Raw genomic sequence first — 22,581 nt, forward strand, 5'->3', positions numbered from 1 at the left:
CTAGACTATCCGGTCCGCCGCCCCAATGGGGCTCAGACGATCGTGTCGAAGAGCCGCAGGATGAACGATATCTGATAGACGAGCGCGCCGGCGACAAAGGCGATGTGAAAGCGGCGGTCGCGCAGCAGGATCGCAATGACGCAAAGCGCGACGAAAACCGGCGTGCGGATCAGATATTCGATGCCGAAATGGGCGAAATGCTCCGGCCCTTTCAGCAGCGTGTCGATCACGTCGAGCAGATAGGTCGCCGCGAGCAGGCCGAAGAACCAGGCCCGGCGCGAATAGAAGAAATCCTCATAGCTGGTGTAGTCCAGCATCGAATCCGGGAACAGCAGCGCGCAGAGCAGGAACAGCGTGACGGCGTAGAAGATGATGAACAGGTATTTGCCGAAGGTCCAATTCTCGATCTGGAACAGGCCGAACTCCCACCACCAGAAATGCACCAGCATCAGAAGCACCGACGCAACCCAGGCGAGGTGCACGGGATAGAGCCGGTACTGGCCGGGATGCTGGACGATGCGGGCGAGCCCCGACAGCAGCCGTGTGACGCCAAGGCCGATCACCATGCCCAGGACAATGCGGATATGCGGGAAAATGTCGTGGGCGTAAGGGAGTTGCTGGTCCATAGGCCTGGCGCGGCATGTTCTACATCGGTCGTTCTAACGCCTATGGTTCAGAACAGGAAGTAGCGTTGCGCCATCGGCAGCACGGTGGCCGGCTCGCAGGTGAGCAACTCGCCGTCGGCGCGGACCTCGTAGGTTTCGGGGTCGACCTCGACATGCGGCGTGGCGTCGTTGAGCACCATCGAATGCTTGCCGATGCCGCCGCGGGTATTCTCGACCGCCACCATCTGCTTGTCGACGCCGAGCCTGCCGCGCAGGCCGGCGTCGAGCGCGGCTTTCGAAACGAATGTCACCGACGAATTGGTCATCGCCTTGCCATAGGCGCCGAACATCGGCCGATAGTGCATCGGCTGCGGCGTCGGGATCGAGGCGTTGGGATCGCCCATCGGGGCGGCGGCGATCATGCCGCCGATCAGCACCATGTCCGGCTTGACGCCGAAGAACGCCGGATTCCACAGCACGAGATCGGCGCGTTTTCCCACCGCCACCGAGCCAATGTCCTTCGACAGGCCATGCGCGATGGCCGGATTGATGGTGTATTTGGCGATGTAGCGGCGGACGCGGAAATTGTCGTTGTCGCCGGTCTCCTGCGGCAGCGAACCGCGCTGGCGCTTCATCTTGTCGGCGGTCTGCCAGGTGCGGATCGCGACTTCGCCGACGCGGCCCATGGCCTGGCTGTCCGACGAGATGATCGAGAAGGCGCCGATGTCGTGCAGAATGTCTTCGGCGGCGATGGTTTCCTTGCGGATGCGGCTTTCGGCAAAGGCGATATCTTCGGGGATCGACGGCGACAGATGGTGACAGACCATCAGCATGTCGAGGTGTTCGGCCAGCGTGTTGACCGTGTAGGGGCGGGTCGGATTGGTCGAGGACGGAATGACGTTGGGCAGGCCGCAGACCTTGATGATATCAGGTGCGTGGCCGCCGCCGGCGCCTTCGGTGTGGAAGGCATGGATGGTGCGGCCCTTGATCGCCGCCACCGTGTTTTCGACGAAGCCGGACTCGTTCAGCGTGTCGGTGTGGATCATGACCTGCACGTCGTAATCGTCGGCGACCGACAGGCAGCAGTCGATTGCAGCCGGTGTCGTGCCCCAGTCCTCATGCAGCTTCAGCGAGCAGGCGCCGGCGAGCACCATCTCCTCGAGCGCGGCAGGCAGCGACGCGTTGCCCTTGCCCGACAGGCCGATATTCATCGGGAAGGCATCGAAAGACTGGATCATGCGTGCCAGATGCCACGGGCCAGGCGTGCAGGTGGTGGCCAGCGTACCGTGCGCCGGGCCGGTGCCGCCGCCGAGCATGGTGGTGATGCCCGACATCAGCGCTTCCTCGATCTGCTGCGGGCAGATGAAGTGGATATGCGCGTCGAAGCCGCCGGCGGTCAGGATCTTGCCCTCGCCGGCGATGATCTCGGTGCCGGGGCCGATGATGATGGTGACGCCGCCTTGAGTATCCGGATTGCCGGCCTTGCCGATCGCGGCGATACGGCCGTCCCTGAGGCCGATATCTGCCTTGACGATACCGGCGGTGGCATCGACGACCAGCGCATTGGTGATGACGGTGTCGACCGCGCCTTGCGCGCGCGAAACCTGGCTCTGGCCCATGCCATCGCGGATGACCTTGCCGCCGCCGAATTTCACCTCCTCACCGTAAAGGGTGAGATCCTTTTCGACCTCGATGAACAGTTCGGTGTCGGCGAGCCGGACCTTGTCGCCAACGGTCGGGCCGTACATCTGCGCATAGGCGGCGCGGGTGATTTTAGCCATCAGCAATTGCTCCCGAAATACAGCCCGAAAATACCGCTTGTCGAAGCCGGGACCCACATTGCCGCCATCCTATGGTCACGCAATGACCCGCTGAGCGACACTTTCCGATCCCATTTGGCGGTTGAGGTGGGCGGGCCACCCCAAAACGACCATTTGCCAATCGATGGAAAGGAACATCCATGCGCAAAACGACCCTTCTGGCAGCCGCCGCCACGCTGGTGCTCGCAACCGCCGCCAGCGCCCAGCAACAGCCTGCGCAGCAGCCCAGTCCGGCGCCGGCCGCTCCTGCTCCTGCCGCGCCCGGGGCGCAGCCGCAGGCGCCCACCATTCAGGCGATCAATGTCGTCGATATCAAGGATCTGCCGGCGGATACTCAAGCCAAGGTCAACGAGGTGATCGCTAAGCGCAGCGATGCCGATTTGCAGAAGCTGCGCGGCTCGATCGACGCGACACCGGAGGTCAAGTCCGCGCTCGAAGCGAAAGGACTCACCTCGGCGCAGGTGATCGCCGCCAGCATGAGCACCAATGGCGCGCTGACGCTGATCACCAAGAAAGCCAGCTGACGAGGCGAGGCGGCGGGCCGGCGCCCGGTCAGCCCGCCGCATCGCAAAGGGAACCTTCACAGGGGAAGTTACGTTTCGGTCCTGTCGCCCTGACACAAGCCTCGAAAAGGAGCCTGAGAACGAGCGATGGCGATCACCACCTTCTCCGACACCAGATGGCTGCATGGGATTGCTGCGACCGCGTTTCTGGCAGCCAGCATTCCGCACGCCGCGCTGAACGCGCAGAGCCTCGATAGCGCCGAGACCGTCAACCGGATCGTCGGCTCGGAGGTCGGCCAGGAAGAGACCAAGACAAATGCGGAAGCCGGCAAGGTCAGCTCGGCGATCGACCGCACGCGTGAAAACATCGCTGTCGTGCGCAAGACGTCCAAGCTCGACAAGGTCGATATCGTGTTTCTTACCGACGCCGCGCGCACCGAAGGCGGCCCGCCGCCGGCGATCGAAAACAAGGTCAGGCAACATCGGGACGACATTGCCGAGCTGCGCAAGGAGATCGAGGCGAACGCATTGCTGTTCAACGCCATCGACTCGCGGAGAGTGCAAACCGAGGACGTTCTGGCGGTGGAATTCGACGATCCGGGAAAGGTCGTCATCTATGCGGCGGCCAAGCCGCCCGGCTGAGCCGAAACTGCTCGACGCCTTCGATCTCACAGCTTGCCCATGATCTTCTGCTGAAATCCGTAGACCTCGCGCTTGCCGCCGAACGGCACCAGGGTAACGTCACGCTCCTGCCCCGGCTCGAAGCGCATGGCGGTGCCGGCAGCGATGTCGAGGCGCATGCCGCGGGCCTGGTCGCGATCGAATCTCAGCCCTTCATTGGTCTCGAAGAAATGATAATGGCTGCCGACCTGGATCGGCCGATCGCCGCTGTTGGCTACCTTCAAGGTGACGGTCGCCAGACCCTTGTTCAGCTCTATCTCGCCGCTTGCCGTGATGATTTCACCTGGGATCATTGCGGCCCTCACAGGACGCCGAAAGCAAGGCCGGCGCCAATCGTGGCACAGGCGGCCCCGGCGACGCGGGCAAGTCCGCGGAAGCGCCAGCCGAGGTTGAAACCGGCAGTGATGCCGACGGCGTGGAGCAGCGCGGTGGCGGCGGCAAAGCCCGCCATGTAGCCGAGCCCACCCGCATTTTCGGGCACCTCGGTGCCGTGGGCATAGCCGTGGAACAACGCGAACAGGCCGATGACGGCGACGCCGGCCGAGACCGGAAGGTCGACGGCGAGCGCAACCAGCAGCCCGAGCACCACGACGGACGCCAATATGGCCGGCTCGACGAAAGCCATCGGCACATGCAGGATGCCGAGCGCGCCGCCGGCCAGCATGATGCCGACGAAAGCCAGCGGCCATGCCCAGATCGCTTTGTCGCCCTTGAGTGCTGCCCACAGGCCGACGGCAATCATCACCGTCATGTGATCGAGGCCGGAGAGCGGGTGGGTGAAGCCGGCGGTGAAGGACGAAACCGTGCCGTCGCCGACATGGGCATAGGCTGGCCCAGCTGCCGCCAGCAGCAGGACCGCCGACAGCGTTGTGCGTTTCATCGTAGCGGGGATCATCGGCGTACCTTCCATCTTCGAGATCATCATGCCTCTCACGCGGCCTTGCGGGCCGGGCCGCAGCCCTCTGCCTTGAGAATGCGCTGGGTCGAGGCCGGATATTTCTTCAGCATCGCTGCCGGACGGATCGGGCGGGCCGAGAAGTTGCCGCCACAATTCGGACAGGCGCCGCCGAGCACGTTTTGGGCGCAGTCCGCGCAGAAGGTGCATTCGAAGGTGCAGATCACCGCATCTGTCGCATCGGGCGGCAGATCCTTGTCGCAGCATTCGCAGTTGGGACGCAGCTCAAGCATTTTCCTCTCCTCGCCTTTGGTGATTATCTGATCGGTTCGTGCACGGTCACCAGCTTGGTGCCGTCGGGAAACGTCGCCTCGACCTGCACATCGTGGATCATTTCGGCAATGCCTTCCATCACCTGCGCCCGGGTCACGACATGGGCGCCGGCCTCCATCAGCTCGGCGACCGCGCGCCCGTCGCGGGCACCCTCGACGACGAAATCGGTGATCAGCGCGATCGCTTCCGGGTGGTTGAGCTTGACGCCGCGTTCGAGCCGCTTGCGGGCCACGATCGCCGCCATGGCGATCAGCAGCTTGTCTTTCTCCCTCGGCGTCAGATTCATGCTTTTTCCTGCAGTGGCATAATCGAAATCAGAGTGACCATAATTTGGGCAGGCCCGCCCGCCCGTTGAGCAATTCGACAAGCGGCACCAGCCGCTTGCGGAGCTGGTAGCCGTCCTCGGCGAACAGCCTCGCAAGAAGCTTGCCAGATTTCCGCACACTCCAGAAACTGACGCCGCCCTGGCCGCCGACCATGCCCCGGGCCGGCTCGAGCAAAGCCTCTGCCCGCGGCGACACCATCAGCAGCGTCGCCACGGCGATGCCGCCACCGGCCACAGCCGTACGGTTCAAGGTGGCCGCAATGTCGGGCCCGATGCGGAACTCCTCGGCATGGACCAGCGCTCCGTCCTGGCGAACGCGCCAGCGGTCGTGGAAATAGCCTTGCGCTGCCCGTTCGCCCATGGCCAGGCGGCCGAAGACAGTAGCCTCCAGGATCAGCGCCTCGGCTCCGGCGGCAAGCTCCACGTCAAGCGTGCGGGCAAAGACCGAGCGGTCGAAGACGATGGTTTCCTGCGGCAGCCAGGCAATGTGGCCGCCTTCGCCGACGGTCAGTTGCACCCGCACTTCGGCGCGATCGGATGCGGCGCGGTAGATTTTCTCGCAGGCCTGCGTTGTTATGGTTGCTGAGGCGCCGGCACCGACATCGACCTGCCAGGCGAGACGGTCGCCACCGGTCAGCCCACCGGCAGTGTTGATCAGGACAGCTTCGAGCGGATCGGCCGAGACTGCCGGCATGCGGATCTTGGCCGAGCCGTCCTGGTACAGGCGCCGAAGACGCGTGCGGCCTCCGTTCCAGTCGCAGCCAAGCCGCGCGACGCCGGCAACGCGCTGGGCCGGCGGCACCGAGCTCAAGCTATATGCGATCGTATCCACGACACCAACGTTAAGCACTGCGGCGGCTTTGTCGATATATAGCTTGTTGCTTGACAGCGTTTCGGTTTCTATAGAGGGAGCCACCTTGGTACGGTCATCGGCGCCTGGCGGGGGTAAAAGGCGACGATGACGACGTAATCGAGGACAAAAGGGGCGCTGATCAGTTGGCGTCGGGAAACGACAGAGTTGGGGAAGAAACCGAATGGCTGACCAGCTGGCAAACGATATCATCGCCAAGATCAAGGCTCATGCCGAGCCGGGCGGCGAGGAAATCACCACCAGTACCGAACTGACCGCCCTTGGCATCCATTCGCTGGAACTGACGGAAATCATCTTCGATCTCGAGGAAGAGTATGGCATCGAAATCGAGATGAACACGGTCGATGCCTGGAGCAATCTGAAGAATGTCGGCGACATGGTCGAGGCGGTTCGCGCGCTGATCGCGAAAAAAGCCTGACTGAATGCACAAGCGCATCGTCATCACGGGCATCGGCGGATTATGCGGCCTCGGCACCAACGCACCAGCAATCTGGAACGAGATGCGCACCGGCCGTTCGGCAATCGGTGCGATCGTCAATTCCGAGCTGTATGACCTCAAGGTCAGGGTCGGCTGCGAAATCAAAACGCTTCCCGATCACGGCATCGACCGCAAGCAGGTCGTGTCGATGGACCGCTTCAGCCTTCTGGCGACGATCGCCGCGCGGGAGGCGGCACAGCAGGCGGGATTGAACCTGCACGCGGCCAACACCTATCGGATGGGCACCATCGTCGGCGTCGGCGTCTGCGGCTGGGAGGCAATCGAAGAGAGCTATCGCGCCATCCTGCTCGAAGGCAAGAACCGCGCCGGCATCTTCACCGTGCCGAAAGTAATGCCGGGCGCTGCCGCCGGCCACGTCAGCATGAATCTTGGTCTGCGCGGGCCGGTCTTCGGCATCACCTCTGCCTGCTCGTCATCCAACCACGCCATTGCCTCGGCGGTCGACCAGATCAGGCTCGGCCGTGCCGACGTCATGGTCGCCGGCGGCACCGATGCGCCGCTGGTCTGGGGCATCCTCAAGGGCTGGGAGGCCCTGCGGGTATTGTCGCCGGACACCTGCCGGCCGTTTTCGGCCGATCGCCAAGGCCTTGTGCTCGGCGAGGGTGCGGGCATGGTGGTGCTGGAAACCTATGAGCATGCCATGGCGCGCGGCGCCGCCATCCTTGCCGAAATCGCCGGCGTCGGCCTTTCCGCCGACGCCTCCGACATCGTTGCGCCGACCATCGAAGGGCCGGAGGCGGCGATGCGCTTCTGCCTCGTCGATGCCGGGCTCAATCCGGAAGACGTCGACTATCTCAACGCGCATGGCACCGGCACCAAGGCCAACGACCAGATCGAGACGGCGGCGATCAAGCGTGTCTTCGGCGGCCATGCCTACAAGCTTTCTATCTCCTCGACCAAATCGATGCACGCCCACTGTCTCGGCGCGTCCGGCGCGCTGGAAATGATCGCCTGCGTGATGGCGATCCGCGACGGCATCGTGCCGCCGACCGCCAACTATCGGGAAGCCGACGCCGACTGCGATCTCGACATCACGCCGAACGTGGCGCGCGAGCGCGCGGTGCGCACCGCGATCAGCAACAGCTTCGCCTTCGGCGGCACCAATGCGGTGCTGGCGGTCAAAGCCGCCTGAACCGCACCCCTTGCCGGGTTTCGTCGGGGCCGGTGAAACTTTCCATGCGCATATTGATCGCGCCAGGCGTCGCGCCTAACTCTCTGCGACCCGCCGTGACCGCGCCGTTCGGGGCGCCCCCCGACCAGGAGTTTCGATGACCGATCTGTCCGCGTTTCCGATTGCCACGCGCTGGCCGGCAAGCCATCCCGACCGCATCCAGCTTTATTCGTTTCCGACGCCGAACGGGGTGAAGATATCGATCGCGCTGGAGGAACTTGGCCTGCCGTACGAGCCGCATGCCGTCGACATCGGCAAGAACGAGAGCTGGACCCCGGAATTCCTGTCTTTGAACCCGAACGGCAAGATACCGGCGATGATCGATCCGGACGGCCCGGGCGGAAAGCCGATCGGCCTGTTCGAATCCGGCGCCATCCTGCTCTACCTCAGCGACAAGACCGGCAAGCTGGTCCCGGCAGACGCAACGCTGCGTTACGAGACGATCCAGTGGGTGTTCTTCCAGATGGCTTCGATCGGGCCGATGTTCGGCCAAGTCGGGTTCTTCCACAAATTCGCCGGGCGCGAAATCGCCGACAAGCGCCCGCTGGAACGTTATCGCGACGAGTCGCGACGGCTGATCGGCGTCCTCGAAACGAGGCTCAAGGGCCGCAGCTGGATCATGGGCGACGATTACACCATCGCCGACATTTCGATGCTTGGATGGGTGCGCAATCTGATCGGCTTTTATGAGGCACGGGAACTCGTCGGTTTCGACGATTTCCCCAGCGTCGGCGCATGGCTGGAGCGCGGCCTTGCCCGGCCGGCGGTGCAGAGGGGCCTCACCATTCCGGCCAGAGCCTGATCGAAGCCAGACTGGCCCGGCTATTTTGCCTTGGTCCGGGGTTTCGAGCCCTTGCCGACTACGGAAGCGGCAAGCGAGGCCGCACCTTTGGCGGTCGCAAGCACGGCACCGGCGGCGACGTTGGCCGTCGTTTTGACGGTGCGCATTGCGCTGCCTGCGATCGATCCTCTGCTGCTTGCCGGCTTTTTGGGCTTGGGTGCAGCGGCTTTGGCCGCGGCAGGCACCACCTTCTTCGGCGCCGCCTTGCCAAAGCTGGGCTTTGCCGCGTCCTTGGAGCGGGCCGCCACTGCCGGGCCGGCGCTGGTTTTCGCTCGCGTTGCTTTTGATCGTGTTGCCCTGCCCTTGGCGGGCGCAGGCTTTCTTGCCATGGTTTCCATCGAACTGTTCCCTCATGCGGCACGATTGCCGTGTCCGGGATAACGGCCTGAAAGTGTTAAGGTTCCGGCCGAACAGTCCTTACAGATCAGGCCTGTTCACCAACCACCAGGTCGGCGGGCCGCCGACGGGCAAGCACGCGATCGATGTTCGGCATGTCGTTGGAAGCAATCCAGGCGCGCGCGTCCTCGTCGGACCGGCCGTGCTCGTGCCATCGCTCCAGCAGTCGGCGCTCGAGGTCGGCGCGCGGCACATCGACAAAGATCGAGAAGTCGAACAGCGGCGCCAGCCGCGTCCATGGCTCTTCGTCGAGCAGCAGATAATTGCCTTCGACCAGGATGAATTTGGTGTCGGCGGCGATGATCGCAGCGGCGGCGCGCGACAGCTCCATGCTGCGGTCGAAGACCGGGATCGCGATATCCGGCTCGCCGGCGCGGATGCGCTTGAGCAGCGTTTCGAAGCCGGCAAAATCAAAGGTTTCCGGGGCACCTTTTCGTTGGCGAAGGCCGCGTCGCTCGAGCACGACATCATCGTAATGGAAGCCATCCATCGGCACGACTTCCGCCGTGCCTTCCGGCAGCAGGTCGTGCAAGCCTGCCGACAATGTCGATTTGCCGGCGCCGGGCGGACCGGCAATGGCAACGATGAAGCGCGGCGCCTTGCCGGCGCGCTTGAAGATGGCAGCAGCAATATGGGCGATCTCGGACATTGGAGCCTTTCTGGCTGAGTGTTTTCGATCTTGGCGACAATTCGCGGGAATTTCAAACCCGAGATTAGTTTCCTCGCTCAGGGATTTTGACCGTCCGTCGGCAAATCGCAAAGCTTTGAGATTGCCCGAAACGATCGTCCCTTTCGTCATCCTGGGGCGGAGCAAGGAGCGAAGCGACGCAGCGCAGACCCCGGGATCCATGCCGTGACATCAGGGCGCCTCAGCGGCGCAGAATTCTGTTCCGCCGCATTCCTCGACGACGGTCGCGGCGTGGATCCCAGGGTCTCCGCGACGTCGCTTCGCTCCTGCTCCGCCCTGGGATGACGAAGGTGGGGAGGCGAGCTCTCAAGCTGGGGCCGACCTGCCGATCCGCAGGAAGTCGCTGTCGAAGCCAATGTCGCGCACGGCGCCGTCGGCGGCCAGGATGCGCATGCGGCCCGGTAAGCTCGCGACGTCGCGCGGCGGCTCGCCGGATGGCCACGGCAGTGCGCCGATGACATGGCGGAACGAAAAGCTGCGCCCTTCAGAAAGGGCAAACGCGGTCGCCACGCCTTCGCGCTTCAGCCAATTGTCGCCGAGCGATGCGGCGTGGCCGACGGCCGTGCGGCCGTCCTCGATGCCGAGCACGCCGCGGTGGCGGCCGCTCCACGGCGCATAATCGCGCCCGCCATTGCTGACCCACAGCATGGTGACCGGCAGTTCGGCTGGGTTCTTCAGCACCAGCACGAGATCGGCTTCCGCCTGGCGCGCCAGCGCGGTCCAGCCCGGCCCGCCATGATCGGCCTCGACCAGCGTCACGAAGTCCTCACGCTGCTGGTCCATGCGATAGCCGGTCAGGTCGATCGTGCCGCCGCCGGCGGCGGGAAAGCGCGTCAGGTCGGCTGTCCGCGCCGGGTAGGCGAGCAAAGAGCGGCCGCGGGCGGGATCGGGCTCCGGCGCCTCATTAGGCGTCGCGGCAAAGCGCTTCGGCGAGAAGGCCAGCCTGCCGCCGGTCGTCATCACCGTCATCGGGTGGTGGGCGACGGGAATGGCGCCGGCGCCGCCGGAAAAGACGTGCTCCTGATAGAGAAACGGATGATCGTCGCGCAAGGTCAGGATCTTGTCGACGGTCGCGCCCATGACCGGGCGCTGCAGACGGAAGACGGCGCGCCAGCCATCGGCCGTTGCTGCGCTGTCGACGACGTCCCAGCGACTATTGGCCGGCCAGCCATGCAAAGGTGCCGCTTCGACGTCGCTGGTCGAGAACGGCGCGCAGAGGAAATCGCCGGACAGGTGGACCGTCCCTTCAGGCAGATCTTTCGGCAGCGTCTCGCGCGGCTCTTCGACCCAGGGTGCGCGATGCAGCGGCTTCAGCCAACGGCCGTCGATCTCGATCGCCATGTCGGCGAGATGGCCGACGGCAAGATCAACCGATACCGAAATCCCCTTTGCCGTAATCGTGACCGTATCCATGTGCGCACCTACCGATTCTGCCAGCCCGATTCTGGCGGCCCGATTCTGCCGGCGCCAGCAAAGCCCACTCGCCGCCCCTTGCGCAAGCGCGGCGGCCGGCAATTCGCATCGGACGGCTTGGCACAGCCGCCACGTCTGCCTGTGGACAGGGCACCATTCCAGGGCGCGACGATATTAACCAAATGGACTGTGCCTTGGCGTTAAGATAGCTTCGCCTCGTCTCAGAAACAGCCTGCCTTCGGAACTGACTTGTCCGCCTTCCGGTTCTTCCCGCTCATCTACAAATGCATCGCGGTGCTGACGCTGCTGCTGTTTGCGGCCGGCTGCACGACGGTGACGCCGCCCGACAGCGTGCTGGCGGTGCCGGCGCCGCCGCAGAAATATGCCGCGATGGTCATCGATGCCGGCACCGGCAAGACGCTGTTCGAGGTCAATTCGACGGCGCCGCGTTATCCGGCGTCGCTGACCAAGATGATGACGCTGTACCTTCTGTTCGAGGCGCTGGACCAGGGCCGTATCAGCAAGGAGACGCAAATTCCGGTGTCGGACAACGCCGCCCGGCAGCCGCCGACCAAGCTGCGGTTCAGGCGCGGCGAGACCATCGACGTCGATTCGGCGATCCGCGCCATCGTCGTCAAATCGGCCAATGACGTGGCGGTCGCCGTTGCCGAATATCTCGGCGGCAGCGAAGAGGCGTTCGCCGGCATGATGACCGCCAAGGCGCGCCAGATCGGCATGAGCAGCACGGTATTCCGCAACGCCTCGGGCCTGCCGGACGGCGACCAGCACACGAGCGCGCGCGACATGGCGGTGCTCGGCATGGCGCTGCACGCCCGCTTCCCGCAGCATTTCCACTATTTCTCCGAAAGCGACTTCATGTTCCGCGGCAGGCTGGTGCGCGGCCACAACGACATGCTCGGCCGGGTGCGCGGCGTCGACGGCATCAAGACCGGCTACATCCGCGCTTCCGGCTTCAACATCGTCACCTCCTATAATGCGGACGGGCACCGGCTGATCATCGTGGTGATGGGCGCCGACAGCGCGCGCCAGCGCAACGACCATGTCGAGGCGCTGATCCAGCGCAGCCTGTCGACGGGGACGGCGAATGCGACGACGCGGCTGTTGTACGCCGAGCAGCAGTGAGGGGTGACGTCCGGCGGGCGGCGAATCAGGGCGCTCATCGGGCGACAAACGCAGAACCGCCGTTTTGCGCGACACTGCTGAGATACTTTGCCGGCGGCTTGCCAAGCGCTTTCTTGAACATGGTGATGAAGGCGGTGACCGATTCGTAACCGAGATCGGCCGAAACCTGCTGCACGCTGGCGCCGGAGGCCAGCTCGCTCAATGCGACGATCAAATGCATTTGCTGGCGCCAGCGCCCGAAGGTCAGCCCTGTCTCCTTTACCACGAGACGTGCGAGACTGCTCTCGCTGAGCGCGACGCGATTGGCCCATTCCGCCAGGGTGCTGCGGTCGGCAGCATCTTGCGCCAACGCCGCCGCGATACGCCTCAAGCGCGGCTCGGACGAGATCGGCAAATGCAGCTGCTGGACAGGCATGCGCGGCAGTTCGGCGAGCAGTACCCTGGTCAGGAGCTCGCTCCTGGCGTCATCGTCCTCACCGCGATCCGCCAGCTCGATGATGAGCTCGCGCAGCAACGGCGAGATCGAAAGCGTGCAGCACCGGTCCGGCAGCTCGGCAGCTCCCGGCTCGATATAAACGAAGAAAATCCGGGCATTGGCGGTCGCGACATTGCTGTGCTCCATGTTGCCCGGAATCCACACCGCGCAATGGGGCGGCACCATCCACAGGCCGCTGGGGACGCGGCATGTGACGCCGCCGCCGAGCGCGAAGACGAGTTGGCCTTTGCGGTGGTGGTGGTCCGGCACCTCTGCCCTGGTTTCGGTAACGTCAACGCGCACGGCGATTGCCGAGGCGAGGACATCATCCGGATCGAAAGGCCAGGGGTAGCGGAGAGGCTGTCTCATATTGACTGATTTTAGCGATCAACTGCCAAGGTATCTAAATTACTCAAACAGGAAAGTCGATAGTTTAGGGCCTTGAGTAACTCAGAAGACGACAGGGCGGGCTTCCAGATAGTCATACCCTGCTTGCGTTCTGAACGTCGGACCAACAAGCCCGGCGCACGAAAACAGACTGGCGTCCCCCATGCAGCAAGAAAGGACGATACCAATGCTCGCCTTGGTCACATCTTCCGACAGAGCCACCGGGCTGAAACTCGCCGAGCTTGGCGAGCCCGAGCCCGCCCCGGACGAGGCGCTGGTCTCGGTCCGGGCAGTCTCGCTGAACCGCGGCGAACTGCGCCTGCTCAAGATCCGTCCGAACGGCTGGGTGCCTGGCCAGGACGTCGCCGGAATTGTCGAGCGCGCCGCGGCCGATGGCTCCGGGCCGCCCATCGGCACCCGGGTTGCGGCGCTGGTCGACGAGGCCGGGTGGGCCGAGCGTGTCGCCGTTCCAACCGACCACCTCGCCGTGCTGCCGGACGGCGTCAGCTTCGCCGCCGCCGCCACCGTTCCGGTCGCGGGCACGACCGCGCTGCGAACCCTGCGCCTCGGCGGCGACCTGGCCGGCCAGCGGGTCCTGATTACCGGCGCAAGCGGCGCGGTCGGCCGTTTCCAGATCCAGATCGCCCGCCAGCAGGGCGCGTCGGTGGTGGCGGTCGCCGCCACCCGGCATGCCGACGATCTCCGCGGCCTCGGAGCCGAGCGCGTCGTCGAAAGGATCGAGTTGGCCGACGGACTCTTCTCGCTGATTACCGAGTCGGTCGGCGGCGACAGCCTCGCCCACGCCATCGAACGCGTCGCGCCCGGCGGAACCGTCGTCATGTTCGGCTCGAGCAGCGGCGAACTCACGCCCATCGGGTTCCGCCAGTTCGTGCCGGGTCACGAAGGCGCGCGGCTGCAGACCTTCGCCTACTACACTTCCGGTCCGGAGGTTGGCGCCGACATCGGCTCGCTGCTCGCGCTGATCGCAGCCGGCCGGCTCGAAACGCGCGTGGTCCTGACCGTCCCGTGGCGGGACGTCGGCCGGGCTCTGGACGCGCTGCGGCAGCGAAGCATCAGCGGCAAGGCAGTGCTCACCATGACGGAATGAGCAGGCGCGGCCGCCGGACGGGACACCGTCTGGGCTGCTGCGCAATCTGAGCCCGTCCGCGATTGCCCGTTGAAGCCGGCGCCTGCTTCCGCTAAGAAGCCGTGGCTGGCCGGTTTACCGGCTGGTTCGTTTTTGGGATCACCGATCCTGAAGGCACCCGTAGCTCAGCTGGATAGAGCGCTGCCCTCCGAAGGCAGAGGTCACAGGTTCGAATCCTGTCGGGTGCGCCAGTTCTGCCCATTCCACCACGCCAACACCGAAAAAAATACCGCCAATCGCCGCCGGAACTACGCCCGTGGGAAGAGCGGGAAATAGCCAGAAGGCGACAAAGCCTAGTAACGGCGGTGATCGACGGTGAAAAAGTCCGAATCGCTTACGGTCGAATGGCGTATTTGGACCCAAGGCAGAACTCGCATGTTCGTCGTTGGACGACCGTTGTGCGCCTCATGTCGGCCATAGAGTTCAGCTTTGCCGCTGCCCGAAAGCAGACATCGCGGGCGGCGACATCGGAGGTCGCGGTTGCGCCAACCCAGATTGTATGGGAAGCCCGTATCGATGAGTACAGCGTCGTTGAGCAGGGTGGTATCAATGGCTTCTCGTATGTCCGAATCGTAAGGGTAGCCATTCGTCGCATGAACGTGCTGTTTCCCGATGTTCCCGTGATCGTAAGGCGACGCATGGCGCGCATTCGGGGCAAGGCCACGCGCCCAGAGTTGCTTGTCCGCCAGACTGTGCGAGCGCTGGGCATCGGCTATCGGCTTAACCGTCGAGACTTGCCAGGATCACCGGATCTCGTTTTCAAGGGGCGCAAGAAGGTCATCTTCGTGCACGGGTGCTTCTGGCATCAGCATGGATGCAAGCTTACGGGCAAGGCGCCTCAGAAGCGCGCCGAGTACTGGGCCCCCAAGCTCAAGCGGAACGTAAAGAGGGATCAGGAGGCGCAACAGCGCCTAGAAGAACTCGGCTACCGTGCCCTCACGATTTGGGAATGCGAGGTCAGCAGCCCAAGTCTGCCAGAACGGATAGCGAAATTCCTCAAGACCTGAATTCTTCGTGCATTTTGATGAATTTTGGTGCATCCTGGTGTGGGGAGGCTGATATGGCAGGGCTGACGCAACAGAAGCGATTTACAGTTTCGGTAGATCGAGCCGACTACGAAGCTCTTCAAGAGCTCGGCCGGTCTGTGAGCCCGCCGGTCAATCTGCAGTACCTCGTCCGACTCGCAGTTCGGAATCTGCTCGAACAGCACGCATCCAAGCAACTCACCTTTCCTCTGGAGAGGCGGTAATGAGGTTCATCGACCTCTTCGCCGGCCTGGGCGGATTCCACCAAGCGCTCGAGAGGCTCGGACATGAGTGCGTGTTCGCGTCCGAGCTCAATCATGACCTGGCGAACCTTTACGAGCGGAATTTTGGGATCAAACCCCATGGGGATATTCGTGAGGCGTACGAGTTAGTCCCGGCGCACGAAATCCTGTGTGCGGGCTTTCCCTGCCAGCCTTTCTCCAAGGCCGGAGACCAACTCGGTTTTGACTGTCCGCAATGGGGCGACTTGTTCGACTACATGGTCAAGATCCTTCAGCGGCATGAGCCTCGGTTCCTGATTATTGAGAACGTGCCTAATATCATGCGTCACAACGGCGGGAAAACGTGGCAGCGCGTCCGCCAACGCCTCCGCGACGTTGGCTATGACATCGACTCCTCCTTAATGTCACCGCACATGTTCGGCGTGCCGCAGTTGCGCGAGCGCGCGATCATCGTCGGCGCGCGCGATAGCCTCGGCAGCTTCGAGTGGCCCACGGCGACGCATTCGGCCGAGGAGGTCGACATTCGATCAATCCTAGATGACCGGCCAGACGACGCGAAGTCTCTTCCGCCGGCGTTCGTCGCCTACCTTCAGGAGTGGCAGCGGCTGCTGGATGCGCTGCCTGCGGACGCGGAGTTGCCGTCATTCCCGATCTGGGCAATGGAGTTTGGCGCTACCTACCCGGCTCGGACAGGGACCCCTATCGGCCACGGGCTCTCGGAGATCCGCTCCTTCAGCGGCGCATTCGGGAAACCGCTGCGCGACATGACCGACGCTGAGGTCTTAGAGGCGATCCCGCCGTACGCGCGTGACGTGAACCCGACCTTCCCAGAATGGAAGATTCAATTCATCGAGCAGAACCGCCGCTTCTATCAGCGGCATAAGGCGGTGATCGATCCGTGGCTCCCGTCTATCCGATCCTTCGCGCCAAGCTTCCAGAAGCTTGAGTGGAACTGGAAGGGGGGCCCGCGCGACCTCAACCAGTGCATCATCCAGTTCAGGGCGTCAGGCATTAGGGCGAAGCGCCCGACGGCCGCGCCATCGTTGGTGGCATTGACGACCAGCCAGGTCCCTGTCATTCCATGGGAGCGGCGTTACATGACGATGCGCGAGTGCGCCCGGCTGCAAAGCATGGACAAGCTTGCGCATTTGCCTGAGACGCAGACTGCGGCCTTCAAGGCGCTCGGAAATGCGGTCAATGTGGATGTGATCGCGGCGGTCGCAAGCGCGCTGCTCAGCGATAGGGAGCAGAAGGTTGGCAGCCTAAGGCTGCCGCTCGGCCGCCCGCCGACCCCGCTAGAGGCTGCCGCCTGATCGCAGGGACAAAGACCAGGCTTGGAGGGGAACGAGGCGTTGGAAGATCTAGACTTTGACCAGGTTGCGACGCTTCTGTCTGAGCTGTCGCTGCCGAGCGCGATGCCCAAGCTGACCGGCGGCCGGAAGGGTTCGAACGCCTTCGATGCCAATGAGATCGATTTCGCGTCCAGCGCTTGGCTCGCGCGCATCGTCGAGGTCGCGACCTGGCTGAACCTTGACGCCACCTTTGAGCAGGAGGATTCTCCTAAGTCCGTCGCAATCAAGCTGTTCGATGAGCTCTCGCTGGGAAAGGCCGAGGCCAGCTTCCAAATGGAGGACGGGCACGTCCTGCTGACCGAGATGGGCGCGCAAACGCTTGGGGAGCGGCTAAGTCGAGCGGTTAGCAACCGCGCCAACTTTCTCCAGATGCTTGACGAGGAGTTGTCGGTTGCCGCCGCCACCGAGGCTTGGATCGATGCTTGGAACGAGGCGCCTCCGACCGAGCCGCTGTCGATCAACGCCAAGGTCGACAAGTGGCGCATCAACGAGCTTGCCGGCATCGCTGAGCTTGGGGAGCTTGACCTCAACCCGAGCTATCAGCGCGACTTTGTGTGGTCGAACGCGGACTCGCAGATGCTGATCGAGTCGATTCTGCGCGGCATCCCGCTACCCTCGATTATTCTCGCGCGCGTCTCGAATAGCTCCAGCTTCCAGATCGTCGACGGGAAGCAGCGCCTGACTGCCATACTGCGATTCATGGGGAAGCATCCAGAGGGCATGGAGAATGCCAAGCGGATGAAGGAGCCCCAACTCTTCTCGACGAACTTCGGACTGTTCGCGCGTCGCAACAATCTGCGCGCGACCGAGGTCCGCGAGAATTACTTCCCCTTCAAGACTAAGAAATATCCGGCGGACGATCCGCTCGCGCCGCTGGGTGGCAATTATTACTGCGACATAAGGGATCAAAAAGTCAGGATCGCCGGCGAGTCCGTCTCGGTCGGCAATCTGTTTGAGCGAGCGGCGGGAGACTACTTCATCCCGGTGCTGATTTACCGAGACACCCTCGTCCGCGACATCCATAAGGTGTTCCGCCTCTACAATCAGCAGGGCATGAAGCTGAACGCGGAGGAGATCCGCAACGCGGTTTTTAATCACCTGATGATCTCGCGGCTCATGCTCTTCGTCAGCGGCGACCGGCCAGAGCCCGAGATCGCGCCTGAGCTTATCGAGGCCGGCATCGATCCCACGACGGCCCATGAGAACATCAAGGCTCTTGGCTTTGGCATCACGCGCTTTCGTCGGACCAAGGTCCTGCTCTGGACAGTGGCGACGCTGATCCTCAAGCCTGCCCAGGGACCGGATAGTGCATACCGGACGCCGTCGACCGCGAGCCACATCGATGAGTTCCTGCGCTCGATTGATGACAAGCGCTTGGCGCAGTTCCGGTCCAAGGGAACCCTTGAGAACCTTGCCAATGACCTGATCGCCGCGCTGGAGTTGCATCAGCTCTCGTCCGACGCCTGGCATCCGAAATTCCGCCGGAAGGGCAAGAGCGAGATGGCGTCTCGTTGGGAGGAACTGCCCGTCGTTGCCAGCCTGCTTGCCTGCCTGATCCTCGTTATCACCCGCCAAGAGCCCAAGCTCGAGCAGGGAATCGACGAGGTTCGCGATCTTACCTCGAAGATGGTCGGGCCGCAGAGCACGCAGAACAAAACGCAGTGGGCGCATATCGCCAACGCATCGACGAGCATCCTCGAGACGCTCGGCGTCAGCATGGCCGACGCAGACGCGACAGTGAGGGATCGCTACGGCGACAGCGCGATCGATGCACTGCTCGAGATCCGCAAGATTCCGATGATCTGAGATGGCGGTAGGTGATCCCAGTCTCGGCCCGGCTGCGATCGTCCCGGTCGGCGCGACCAGCGACGCGCCCGATCCAAGGGGCGGCTCGGCCATCGGCGGAGAGGCGTGGTGGTCGCGCTATCGCGCGAGCGTCGAGGGCCACCTGTCGCCGACGGCGCTCTCGGTGCTTGAGGCAGATGCGCGCTACATCATCGGGAAGGCGCTTCCTCGTGCGAAGGACAGGCTCGATAAAGCGGCATGGCCAGAATCTCGGGTGCGCACCGGCATGGTTGTTGGCTCGGTCCAGTCGGGTAAGACGGCGAGCATGCTCGGCGTTGCTGCGATGGCGCTCGACGCGGGGGTCGACCTCCTGATCCTCCTTGCCGGCACGCGCGTCAGCCTCTGGCTCCAGACGTACGAGCGGCTGCTTGCTCAACTGGACGGGTCGACTGCCGACAGTGCCTATCGCCGGCGTGCCGAGCGGCTGATCCTGCCCCAGCCTGCCGACATTCTTCACAAACAGCGGGCGGACCCGGCGCGCTACCTACAGCGGCCGCTCGCGCGACAGGCCTTGAGGGCTGGGCGGCCAATCATCTGCGTCATCCCAAAGGAGGACGACCACCTGCTCACGCTCCGGCGCTTCCTCGCTGACATGATTAGCGACGATTACCTGGATGCCTGCGGCCACCCCTACTCCATCCTCCTCCTCGACGACGAGGCGGATGATGCGAGCGTCCTAGACAGCGATCGATCGCAGAAGATCACGCCTAGGCTGATCACTGCCTTGTGGAGTGGCGACACCGACGAGGCGACGACGCGGCACGTCAACATGCTGGCGACATACGTCGCCTATACTGCGACGCCGCAGGCGAACTTCCTCCAGGCAACGCACAACCCGCTGAGCCCCAGGGACTTCAACGCAGCGCTGCGCACGCCAGGCGCGACCGGCGCGGTGGTGCCGCGATCGCTCACATATGTCGAGCCTGCGGGGGTCCGCTCATATTATTGCGGTGGCGAAATCTTTTATGAGTGGCTGCGCAAGGCCGGTGACGGCGCCCTCTGCCACACGGCGTTGTTCCCTGATCTCACGTTCGGCGAGACCGAGACCGAGCTTGCCGGAAGGCGCGACGCCCTGCGCTGGACGATGTTGTCCGATGCCTTGCGCTGCTATCTCGTAGGCGCCGCGGTCCGCAGCCTTGCGCCTGGGTGGGAGCACGCCTTCAATCATGCGCGGGCCTTCACCTCCGCTGAGGAGGCACTGATCGCGGCGCGAGGACCGCATACCATGCTGATCCACCCTTCGGCGCGGAAGGAGGACCATTTCAGCACCGCTGTCGACGTCGTTCGCTGGGCTATGGCGATGCCGGGCCGCGAGGCCGAGGTCGAACTCCACGAGGGGGCTGAGGAGCGGCTGGAGGTCTCGGCAGATGGTCTTGAGCGCCGGCTGTCGCATGAGGAGGCGGAGTGGTCGGCCTGGCTCAGCCGGTTTGAGGCGTCGCGGATCGCGCTCGCCACCCTACCGCAGGTGCCCTATGCGTCGATCTCCGCGGCGGAGTGGCCAAAGGTGCGGACGGCGCTGATCGAGCGAGTCTTCCCGAACGTGCGCCTGCGCGTGCTCAACAGCGACCCAGCATCGGATGATCGGCCACGCTTCGAGATCGCCGAGGACGAGGCAGGCTTCCATGTTCCGGCCGACAGCCTGTCGATCTTCATTGCCGGCAACGTGCTATCGCGCGGGCTAACGCTAGAAGGCCTGACCACGAGCCTGTTCCTGCGCGGCGCGGCGGAGCCAGCGGCGGATACCCAGATGCAGATGCAGCGCTGGTTTGGCTATCGCGGCGGCTTCCTGCCGTTCTGCCGGGTCTTCACCTACGAGGATCAACTGCAGTTGTTCCGACGCTATCACATCAACGACAATGCGCTAAAGACGGAGGTCATGTCGTCGATGGACGCCGGTGAAGATACGAACGGCCCGGCGCTGGTACTGCAGGGCGCGGCGTTCGTGGCGACGAGCAAGGTCGAGGCGCGCAAGGTGCCGCTCTCCCCGGGGCCGCGTCCGTCGATCCGGCTGGTCGAGGCCGAAGATGGCGACCTTGCCCGGCACAATATCGATATTGCGGTCGACCTGCTCGGCGATGGCCAGTGGGTGCCGCTTAGGGATGACAATGGCCTTGAGCGCGGGGTCATCCGAACGGAACCGGTCAGCCTACGGATGCTGGCCGGAACGCTCGACAAGCTGCGCTACTCGCACCACGACCCTGACCCCGGCAATGAACTGAGCCAGCGTTGGGAGCATTATGCGCGGCTTCTGGGCATAGACGATCCGCTGTTCACGCCGCCGATGCACAACTCTCAGGACTATGGCGCTGAGCCGCAGTCGTGTCCCTACTCGATCGCGGCCTACCTCAGGCTCTGGTCGTGTCTCACGGGAGACCACTCGGCACCGGGCTTCTATCCGACCGACCGGCCTGAGGTGCCCTGGAATTACGCAGATACGCTGCGCACAAGCACGCCAGAGTTCTACCTTGCCTTCCGGCACGGTCAGAGCAATGCGCGAGACTCGCGGCTTGCGGCGAAAGGCATCAAGGCGGTGACCCGCGATCGCGTGGCCAATGGTCGAGCGCTGCAGACGCTATGGGGTACGCGCGGCTATGGTGGCAGCTACTTCGGGGATGAACTCATCGATTACTACTTCCATAAAACCGCGCCGGTGCCGAGTATTCAGGGCGGCGCCAGTTGGCGGCCGCGCGGGCACCCAGGACTCGCGCTTCTTCACGTCGTGAGCGCACCCGAACTTCCAACGGACCTGCTCGCCATCGGCTTGGGGCTCCCGCATGGCGGCCCCGACCATATCGCGGCGCTGCGCGCATGAGCGACCTCCATTTCGAGGCTCTGCGCGCCGACCTAGAAGAACTCGGCGTTCCAACTGGCCAAGCCCGCCGAATGCGTTGGGTGGCGACGTCCCTCGCGGTTGGGCGCACGGCGTCGGGCGATTATGAGGTCTTCATCCGTGGGCCCGAGTTGCACGCCGCATCGTCGTTGGTACGTCGGCATGTTCAGCATAGCCAATGGCGCCCCGAGGAGGGAGGAGAGCCCTTCCCTGCGAGCCGGATCGTGCTGCCTGCGGCGCCGCACTTCGGGTCGATCGCAGTGCTAATCGCGATCGAGCTTTTGCGCGCCGGCGTCGCCGGACCGCAAGGCCCGCAGTCGGCATTCACCGACGTCGAGCCGATCATTGAGATGGCGATCCGGCGCGGCGCACTGTCAGAGAGTGTGATCATCGGCCTGGTCGGCGAGTTGGCCGTCTTGCGTCAACTGGTTCTCGCGCGCGGCGATCGTCCGGCGCTAATGATGCGCACGCTCGATTGCTGGCAGGGCTGGCAGCATGGTGGCCGCGACTTCCGGATCGGCGAGCACTCAATTGAGGTGAAGACGACGCAGGCGAGCGCTTCGATCCACGAGTTCAGCGGCCTGCATCAACTTGAGCCGAGGCTACTTCCCTCTGGGTCGATGGAACAGTTGCATCTGATGAGCATTGGCTTGGCCGCCTCAAGCGCGATGGGTGAGACGCTACCATCGATGGTGAGCAGCATCGTAACATTGTTGACGAAAGGGACGGCTGGTCCCGACGTCGCGGACGAGTTCCTGCATCGCGTCTCGCTCTATGGCGGCCAGCCAGGAGGCGGCTACGTGCACGCGACGATGCAGGAATGGAGCGTCTACGGCACGCGATATGCCCACACGTTCCTGCCGCGCCTCTATCGCGTGGATGATCCGGCCATGCGCCTGCTCGGCCGCGATATGCTGGCGGAGACGTTCGTCCAGGCGCAGGGCCTCTCGTTTACTATGCATATCCCCGAGCACGTTTCGGCCTTCAATCCGGCGCCAAGTTGGGAGGCCGAACTAGAGTCGATGGATCTTTCCTGATCAGGATCCCAATTGCCCACCTGAGCGTCTCCGACTGGTGGCGGGACGGACTCCGCC

The 22,581-nt window shown here is 63.9% G+C and carries 24 protein-coding genes and 1 tRNA gene; 14 read left to right on the forward strand and 11 right to left on the reverse strand.

What is annotated here, in order from left to right; all coding sequences use genetic code 11:
* Window positions 1-32 precede the first annotated feature (32 nt).
* Both NKJ09_RS10425 and ureC read right to left on the reverse strand, forming a co-directional pair.
* Entirely contained in the window at window positions 33-626 is a 594-nt protein-coding gene (locus NKJ09_RS10425) for a hypothetical protein (RefSeq protein WP_352481502.1), read from the reverse strand.
* A gap of 47 nt (window positions 627-673) precedes the next feature.
* Window positions 674-2,386, reverse strand: a complete 1,713-nt coding sequence (gene ureC / locus NKJ09_RS10430; protein WP_502895920.1) for an urease subunit alpha — start codon at window positions 2,384-2,386, stop codon at window positions 674-676.
* A gap of 179 nt (window positions 2,387-2,565) precedes the next feature.
* Here ureC and NKJ09_RS10435 point away from each other — a divergent pair, with 179 nt between their 5' ends.
* Both NKJ09_RS10435 and NKJ09_RS10440 read left to right on the forward strand, forming a co-directional pair.
* Entirely contained in the window at window positions 2,566-2,949 is a 384-nt protein-coding gene (locus NKJ09_RS10435) for a hypothetical protein (RefSeq protein WP_023722543.1), read from the forward strand.
* Between the two features lie 126 nt (window positions 2,950-3,075).
* A complete protein-coding gene (locus tag NKJ09_RS10440) occupies window positions 3,076-3,570 on the forward strand; it encodes a hypothetical protein (protein ID WP_023722544.1) in 495 nt (164 codons plus the stop codon).
* A gap of 26 nt (window positions 3,571-3,596) precedes the next feature.
* Here NKJ09_RS10440 and NKJ09_RS10445 read toward each other — a convergent pair whose 3' ends face one another.
* From NKJ09_RS10445 to NKJ09_RS10465, 5 genes are read right to left on the reverse strand one after another with little or no spacing between them, the layout of a single operon-like run.
* Entirely contained in the window at window positions 3,597-3,902 is a 306-nt protein-coding gene (locus NKJ09_RS10445) for an urease subunit beta (protein ID WP_023722545.1), read from the reverse strand.
* An 8-nt stretch (window positions 3,903-3,910) separates the two neighbouring features.
* Window positions 3,911-4,504 carry a HupE/UreJ family protein gene (locus tag NKJ09_RS10450; RefSeq protein ID WP_031195187.1) on the reverse strand — a complete coding sequence of 198 codons (594 nt, stop codon included), beginning with the start codon at window positions 4,502-4,504 and terminating at the stop codon, window positions 3,911-3,913.
* 35 nt (window positions 4,505-4,539) lie between these two features.
* A complete protein-coding gene (locus NKJ09_RS10455) occupies window positions 4,540-4,797 on the reverse strand; it encodes a DUF1272 domain-containing protein (protein WP_023722547.1) in 258 nt (85 codons plus the stop codon).
* A 23-nt stretch (window positions 4,798-4,820) separates the two neighbouring features.
* Window positions 4,821-5,123: an urease subunit gamma gene (locus NKJ09_RS10460; protein WP_023677011.1), complete on the reverse strand. Its 303-nt coding sequence runs from the start codon at window positions 5,121-5,123 to the stop codon at window positions 4,821-4,823.
* Between the two features lie 28 nt (window positions 5,124-5,151).
* On the reverse strand, window positions 5,152-5,994 hold the full coding sequence (locus NKJ09_RS10465) for an urease accessory protein UreD (RefSeq protein ID WP_502897820.1): 843 nt from the start codon (window positions 5,992-5,994) through the stop codon (window positions 5,152-5,154).
* Window positions 5,995-6,196: 202 nt separating this feature from the next.
* Here NKJ09_RS10465 and NKJ09_RS10470 point away from each other — a divergent pair, with 202 nt between their 5' ends.
* The 3 genes from NKJ09_RS10470 to NKJ09_RS10480 all read left to right on the forward strand — a co-directional run bounded on the left by NKJ09_RS10470 (window position 6,197) and on the right by NKJ09_RS10480 (window position 8,505).
* Entirely contained in the window at window positions 6,197-6,451 is a 255-nt protein-coding gene (locus NKJ09_RS10470) for an acyl carrier protein (RefSeq protein ID WP_023677013.1), read from the forward strand.
* A gap of 4 nt (window positions 6,452-6,455) precedes the next feature.
* Window positions 6,456-7,664, forward strand: a complete 1,209-nt coding sequence (locus NKJ09_RS10475; protein WP_352495057.1) for a beta-ketoacyl-[acyl-carrier-protein] synthase family protein — start codon at window positions 6,456-6,458, stop codon at window positions 7,662-7,664.
* A gap of 136 nt (window positions 7,665-7,800) precedes the next feature.
* Window positions 7,801-8,505 (forward strand): glutathione S-transferase family protein, encoded by a 705-nt coding sequence (locus NKJ09_RS10480; RefSeq protein ID WP_352481499.1) that lies wholly within the window; start codon window positions 7,801-7,803, stop codon window positions 8,503-8,505.
* Window positions 8,506-8,525: 20 nt separating this feature from the next.
* Here the strand turns inward: NKJ09_RS10480 and NKJ09_RS10485 are convergent, their stop codons facing one another.
* Window positions 8,526-8,651: a hypothetical protein gene (locus NKJ09_RS10485; protein WP_352481498.1), complete on the reverse strand. Its 126-nt coding sequence runs from the start codon at window positions 8,649-8,651 to the stop codon at window positions 8,526-8,528.
* Between NKJ09_RS10485 and NKJ09_RS10490 the strand changes: the two genes are divergently transcribed.
* On the forward strand, window positions 8,638-8,925 hold the full coding sequence (locus NKJ09_RS10490) for a hypothetical protein (protein ID WP_352495058.1): 288 nt from the start codon (window positions 8,638-8,640) through the stop codon (window positions 8,923-8,925). The two genes, NKJ09_RS10485 and NKJ09_RS10490, sit on opposite strands and share 14 nt — an antisense overlap.
* A gap of 43 nt (window positions 8,926-8,968) precedes the next feature.
* Here NKJ09_RS10490 and NKJ09_RS10495 read toward each other — a convergent pair whose 3' ends face one another.
* Window positions 8,969-9,589, reverse strand: coding sequence for a nucleoside triphosphate hydrolase (locus tag NKJ09_RS10495; RefSeq protein WP_352495059.1), 621 nt, complete (start codon window positions 9,587-9,589; stop codon window positions 8,969-8,971).
* Between the two features lie 345 nt (window positions 9,590-9,934).
* Window positions 9,935-11,041, reverse strand: coding sequence for a hypothetical protein (locus tag NKJ09_RS10500; RefSeq protein ID WP_352495060.1), 1,107 nt, complete (start codon window positions 11,039-11,041; stop codon window positions 9,935-9,937).
* A 249-nt stretch (window positions 11,042-11,290) separates the two neighbouring features.
* Here NKJ09_RS10500 and NKJ09_RS10505 point away from each other — a divergent pair, with 249 nt between their 5' ends.
* The gene (locus NKJ09_RS10505) at window positions 11,291-12,184 is read left to right on the forward strand and encodes a D-alanyl-D-alanine carboxypeptidase family protein (RefSeq protein ID WP_352515753.1); all 894 of its coding nucleotides are present in this window, start codon (window positions 11,291-11,293) and stop codon (window positions 12,182-12,184) included.
* 34 nt (window positions 12,185-12,218) lie between these two features.
* On the opposite strand, the gene NKJ09_RS10510 is transcribed toward NKJ09_RS10505, so the two are convergent.
* Window positions 12,219-13,028, reverse strand: a complete 810-nt coding sequence (locus tag NKJ09_RS10510) for an AraC family transcriptional regulator (RefSeq protein WP_352495062.1) — start codon at window positions 13,026-13,028, stop codon at window positions 12,219-12,221.
* Between the two features lie 205 nt (window positions 13,029-13,233).
* Here NKJ09_RS10510 and NKJ09_RS10515 point away from each other — a divergent pair, with 205 nt between their 5' ends.
* From NKJ09_RS10515 to NKJ09_RS10545, 7 genes are all read left to right on the forward strand, one after another.
* A complete protein-coding gene (locus NKJ09_RS10515) occupies window positions 13,234-14,154 on the forward strand; it encodes a zinc-binding dehydrogenase (protein WP_352495063.1) in 921 nt (306 codons plus the stop codon).
* Window positions 14,155-14,307: 153 nt separating this feature from the next.
* Window positions 14,308-14,384, forward strand: a tRNA-Arg gene (locus tag NKJ09_RS10520).
* A gap of 114 nt (window positions 14,385-14,498) precedes the next feature.
* A complete protein-coding gene (locus tag NKJ09_RS10525; protein ID WP_352609253.1) occupies window positions 14,499-15,200 on the forward strand; it encodes a very short patch repair endonuclease in 702 nt (233 codons plus the stop codon).
* 241 nt (window positions 15,201-15,441) lie between these two features.
* Window positions 15,442-16,773 (forward strand): DNA cytosine methyltransferase, encoded by a 1,332-nt coding sequence (locus tag NKJ09_RS10530; protein WP_352495065.1) that lies wholly within the window; start codon window positions 15,442-15,444, stop codon window positions 16,771-16,773.
* Window positions 16,774-16,812: 39 nt separating this feature from the next.
* Window positions 16,813-18,618: a DUF262 domain-containing protein gene (locus NKJ09_RS10535; RefSeq protein WP_352495066.1), complete on the forward strand. Its 1,806-nt coding sequence runs from the start codon at window positions 16,813-16,815 to the stop codon at window positions 18,616-18,618.
* A 1-nt stretch (window position 18,619) separates the two neighbouring features.
* Entirely contained in the window at window positions 18,620-21,469 is a 2,850-nt protein-coding gene (locus tag NKJ09_RS10540) for a Z1 domain-containing protein (RefSeq protein ID WP_352515752.1), read from the forward strand.
* On the forward strand, window positions 21,466-22,524 hold the full coding sequence (locus NKJ09_RS10545; protein ID WP_352515751.1) for a PD-(D/E)XK motif protein: 1,059 nt from the start codon (window positions 21,466-21,468) through the stop codon (window positions 22,522-22,524). The genes NKJ09_RS10540 and NKJ09_RS10545 overlap by 4 nt, the downstream gene beginning before the upstream one ends.
* Window positions 22,525-22,581 lie beyond the last annotated feature (57 nt).

The sequence above is a fragment of the Mesorhizobium sp. M0189 genome (genome assembly GCF_040322135.1).
Taxonomy (GTDB): domain Bacteria; phylum Pseudomonadota; class Alphaproteobacteria; order Rhizobiales; family Rhizobiaceae; genus Mesorhizobium.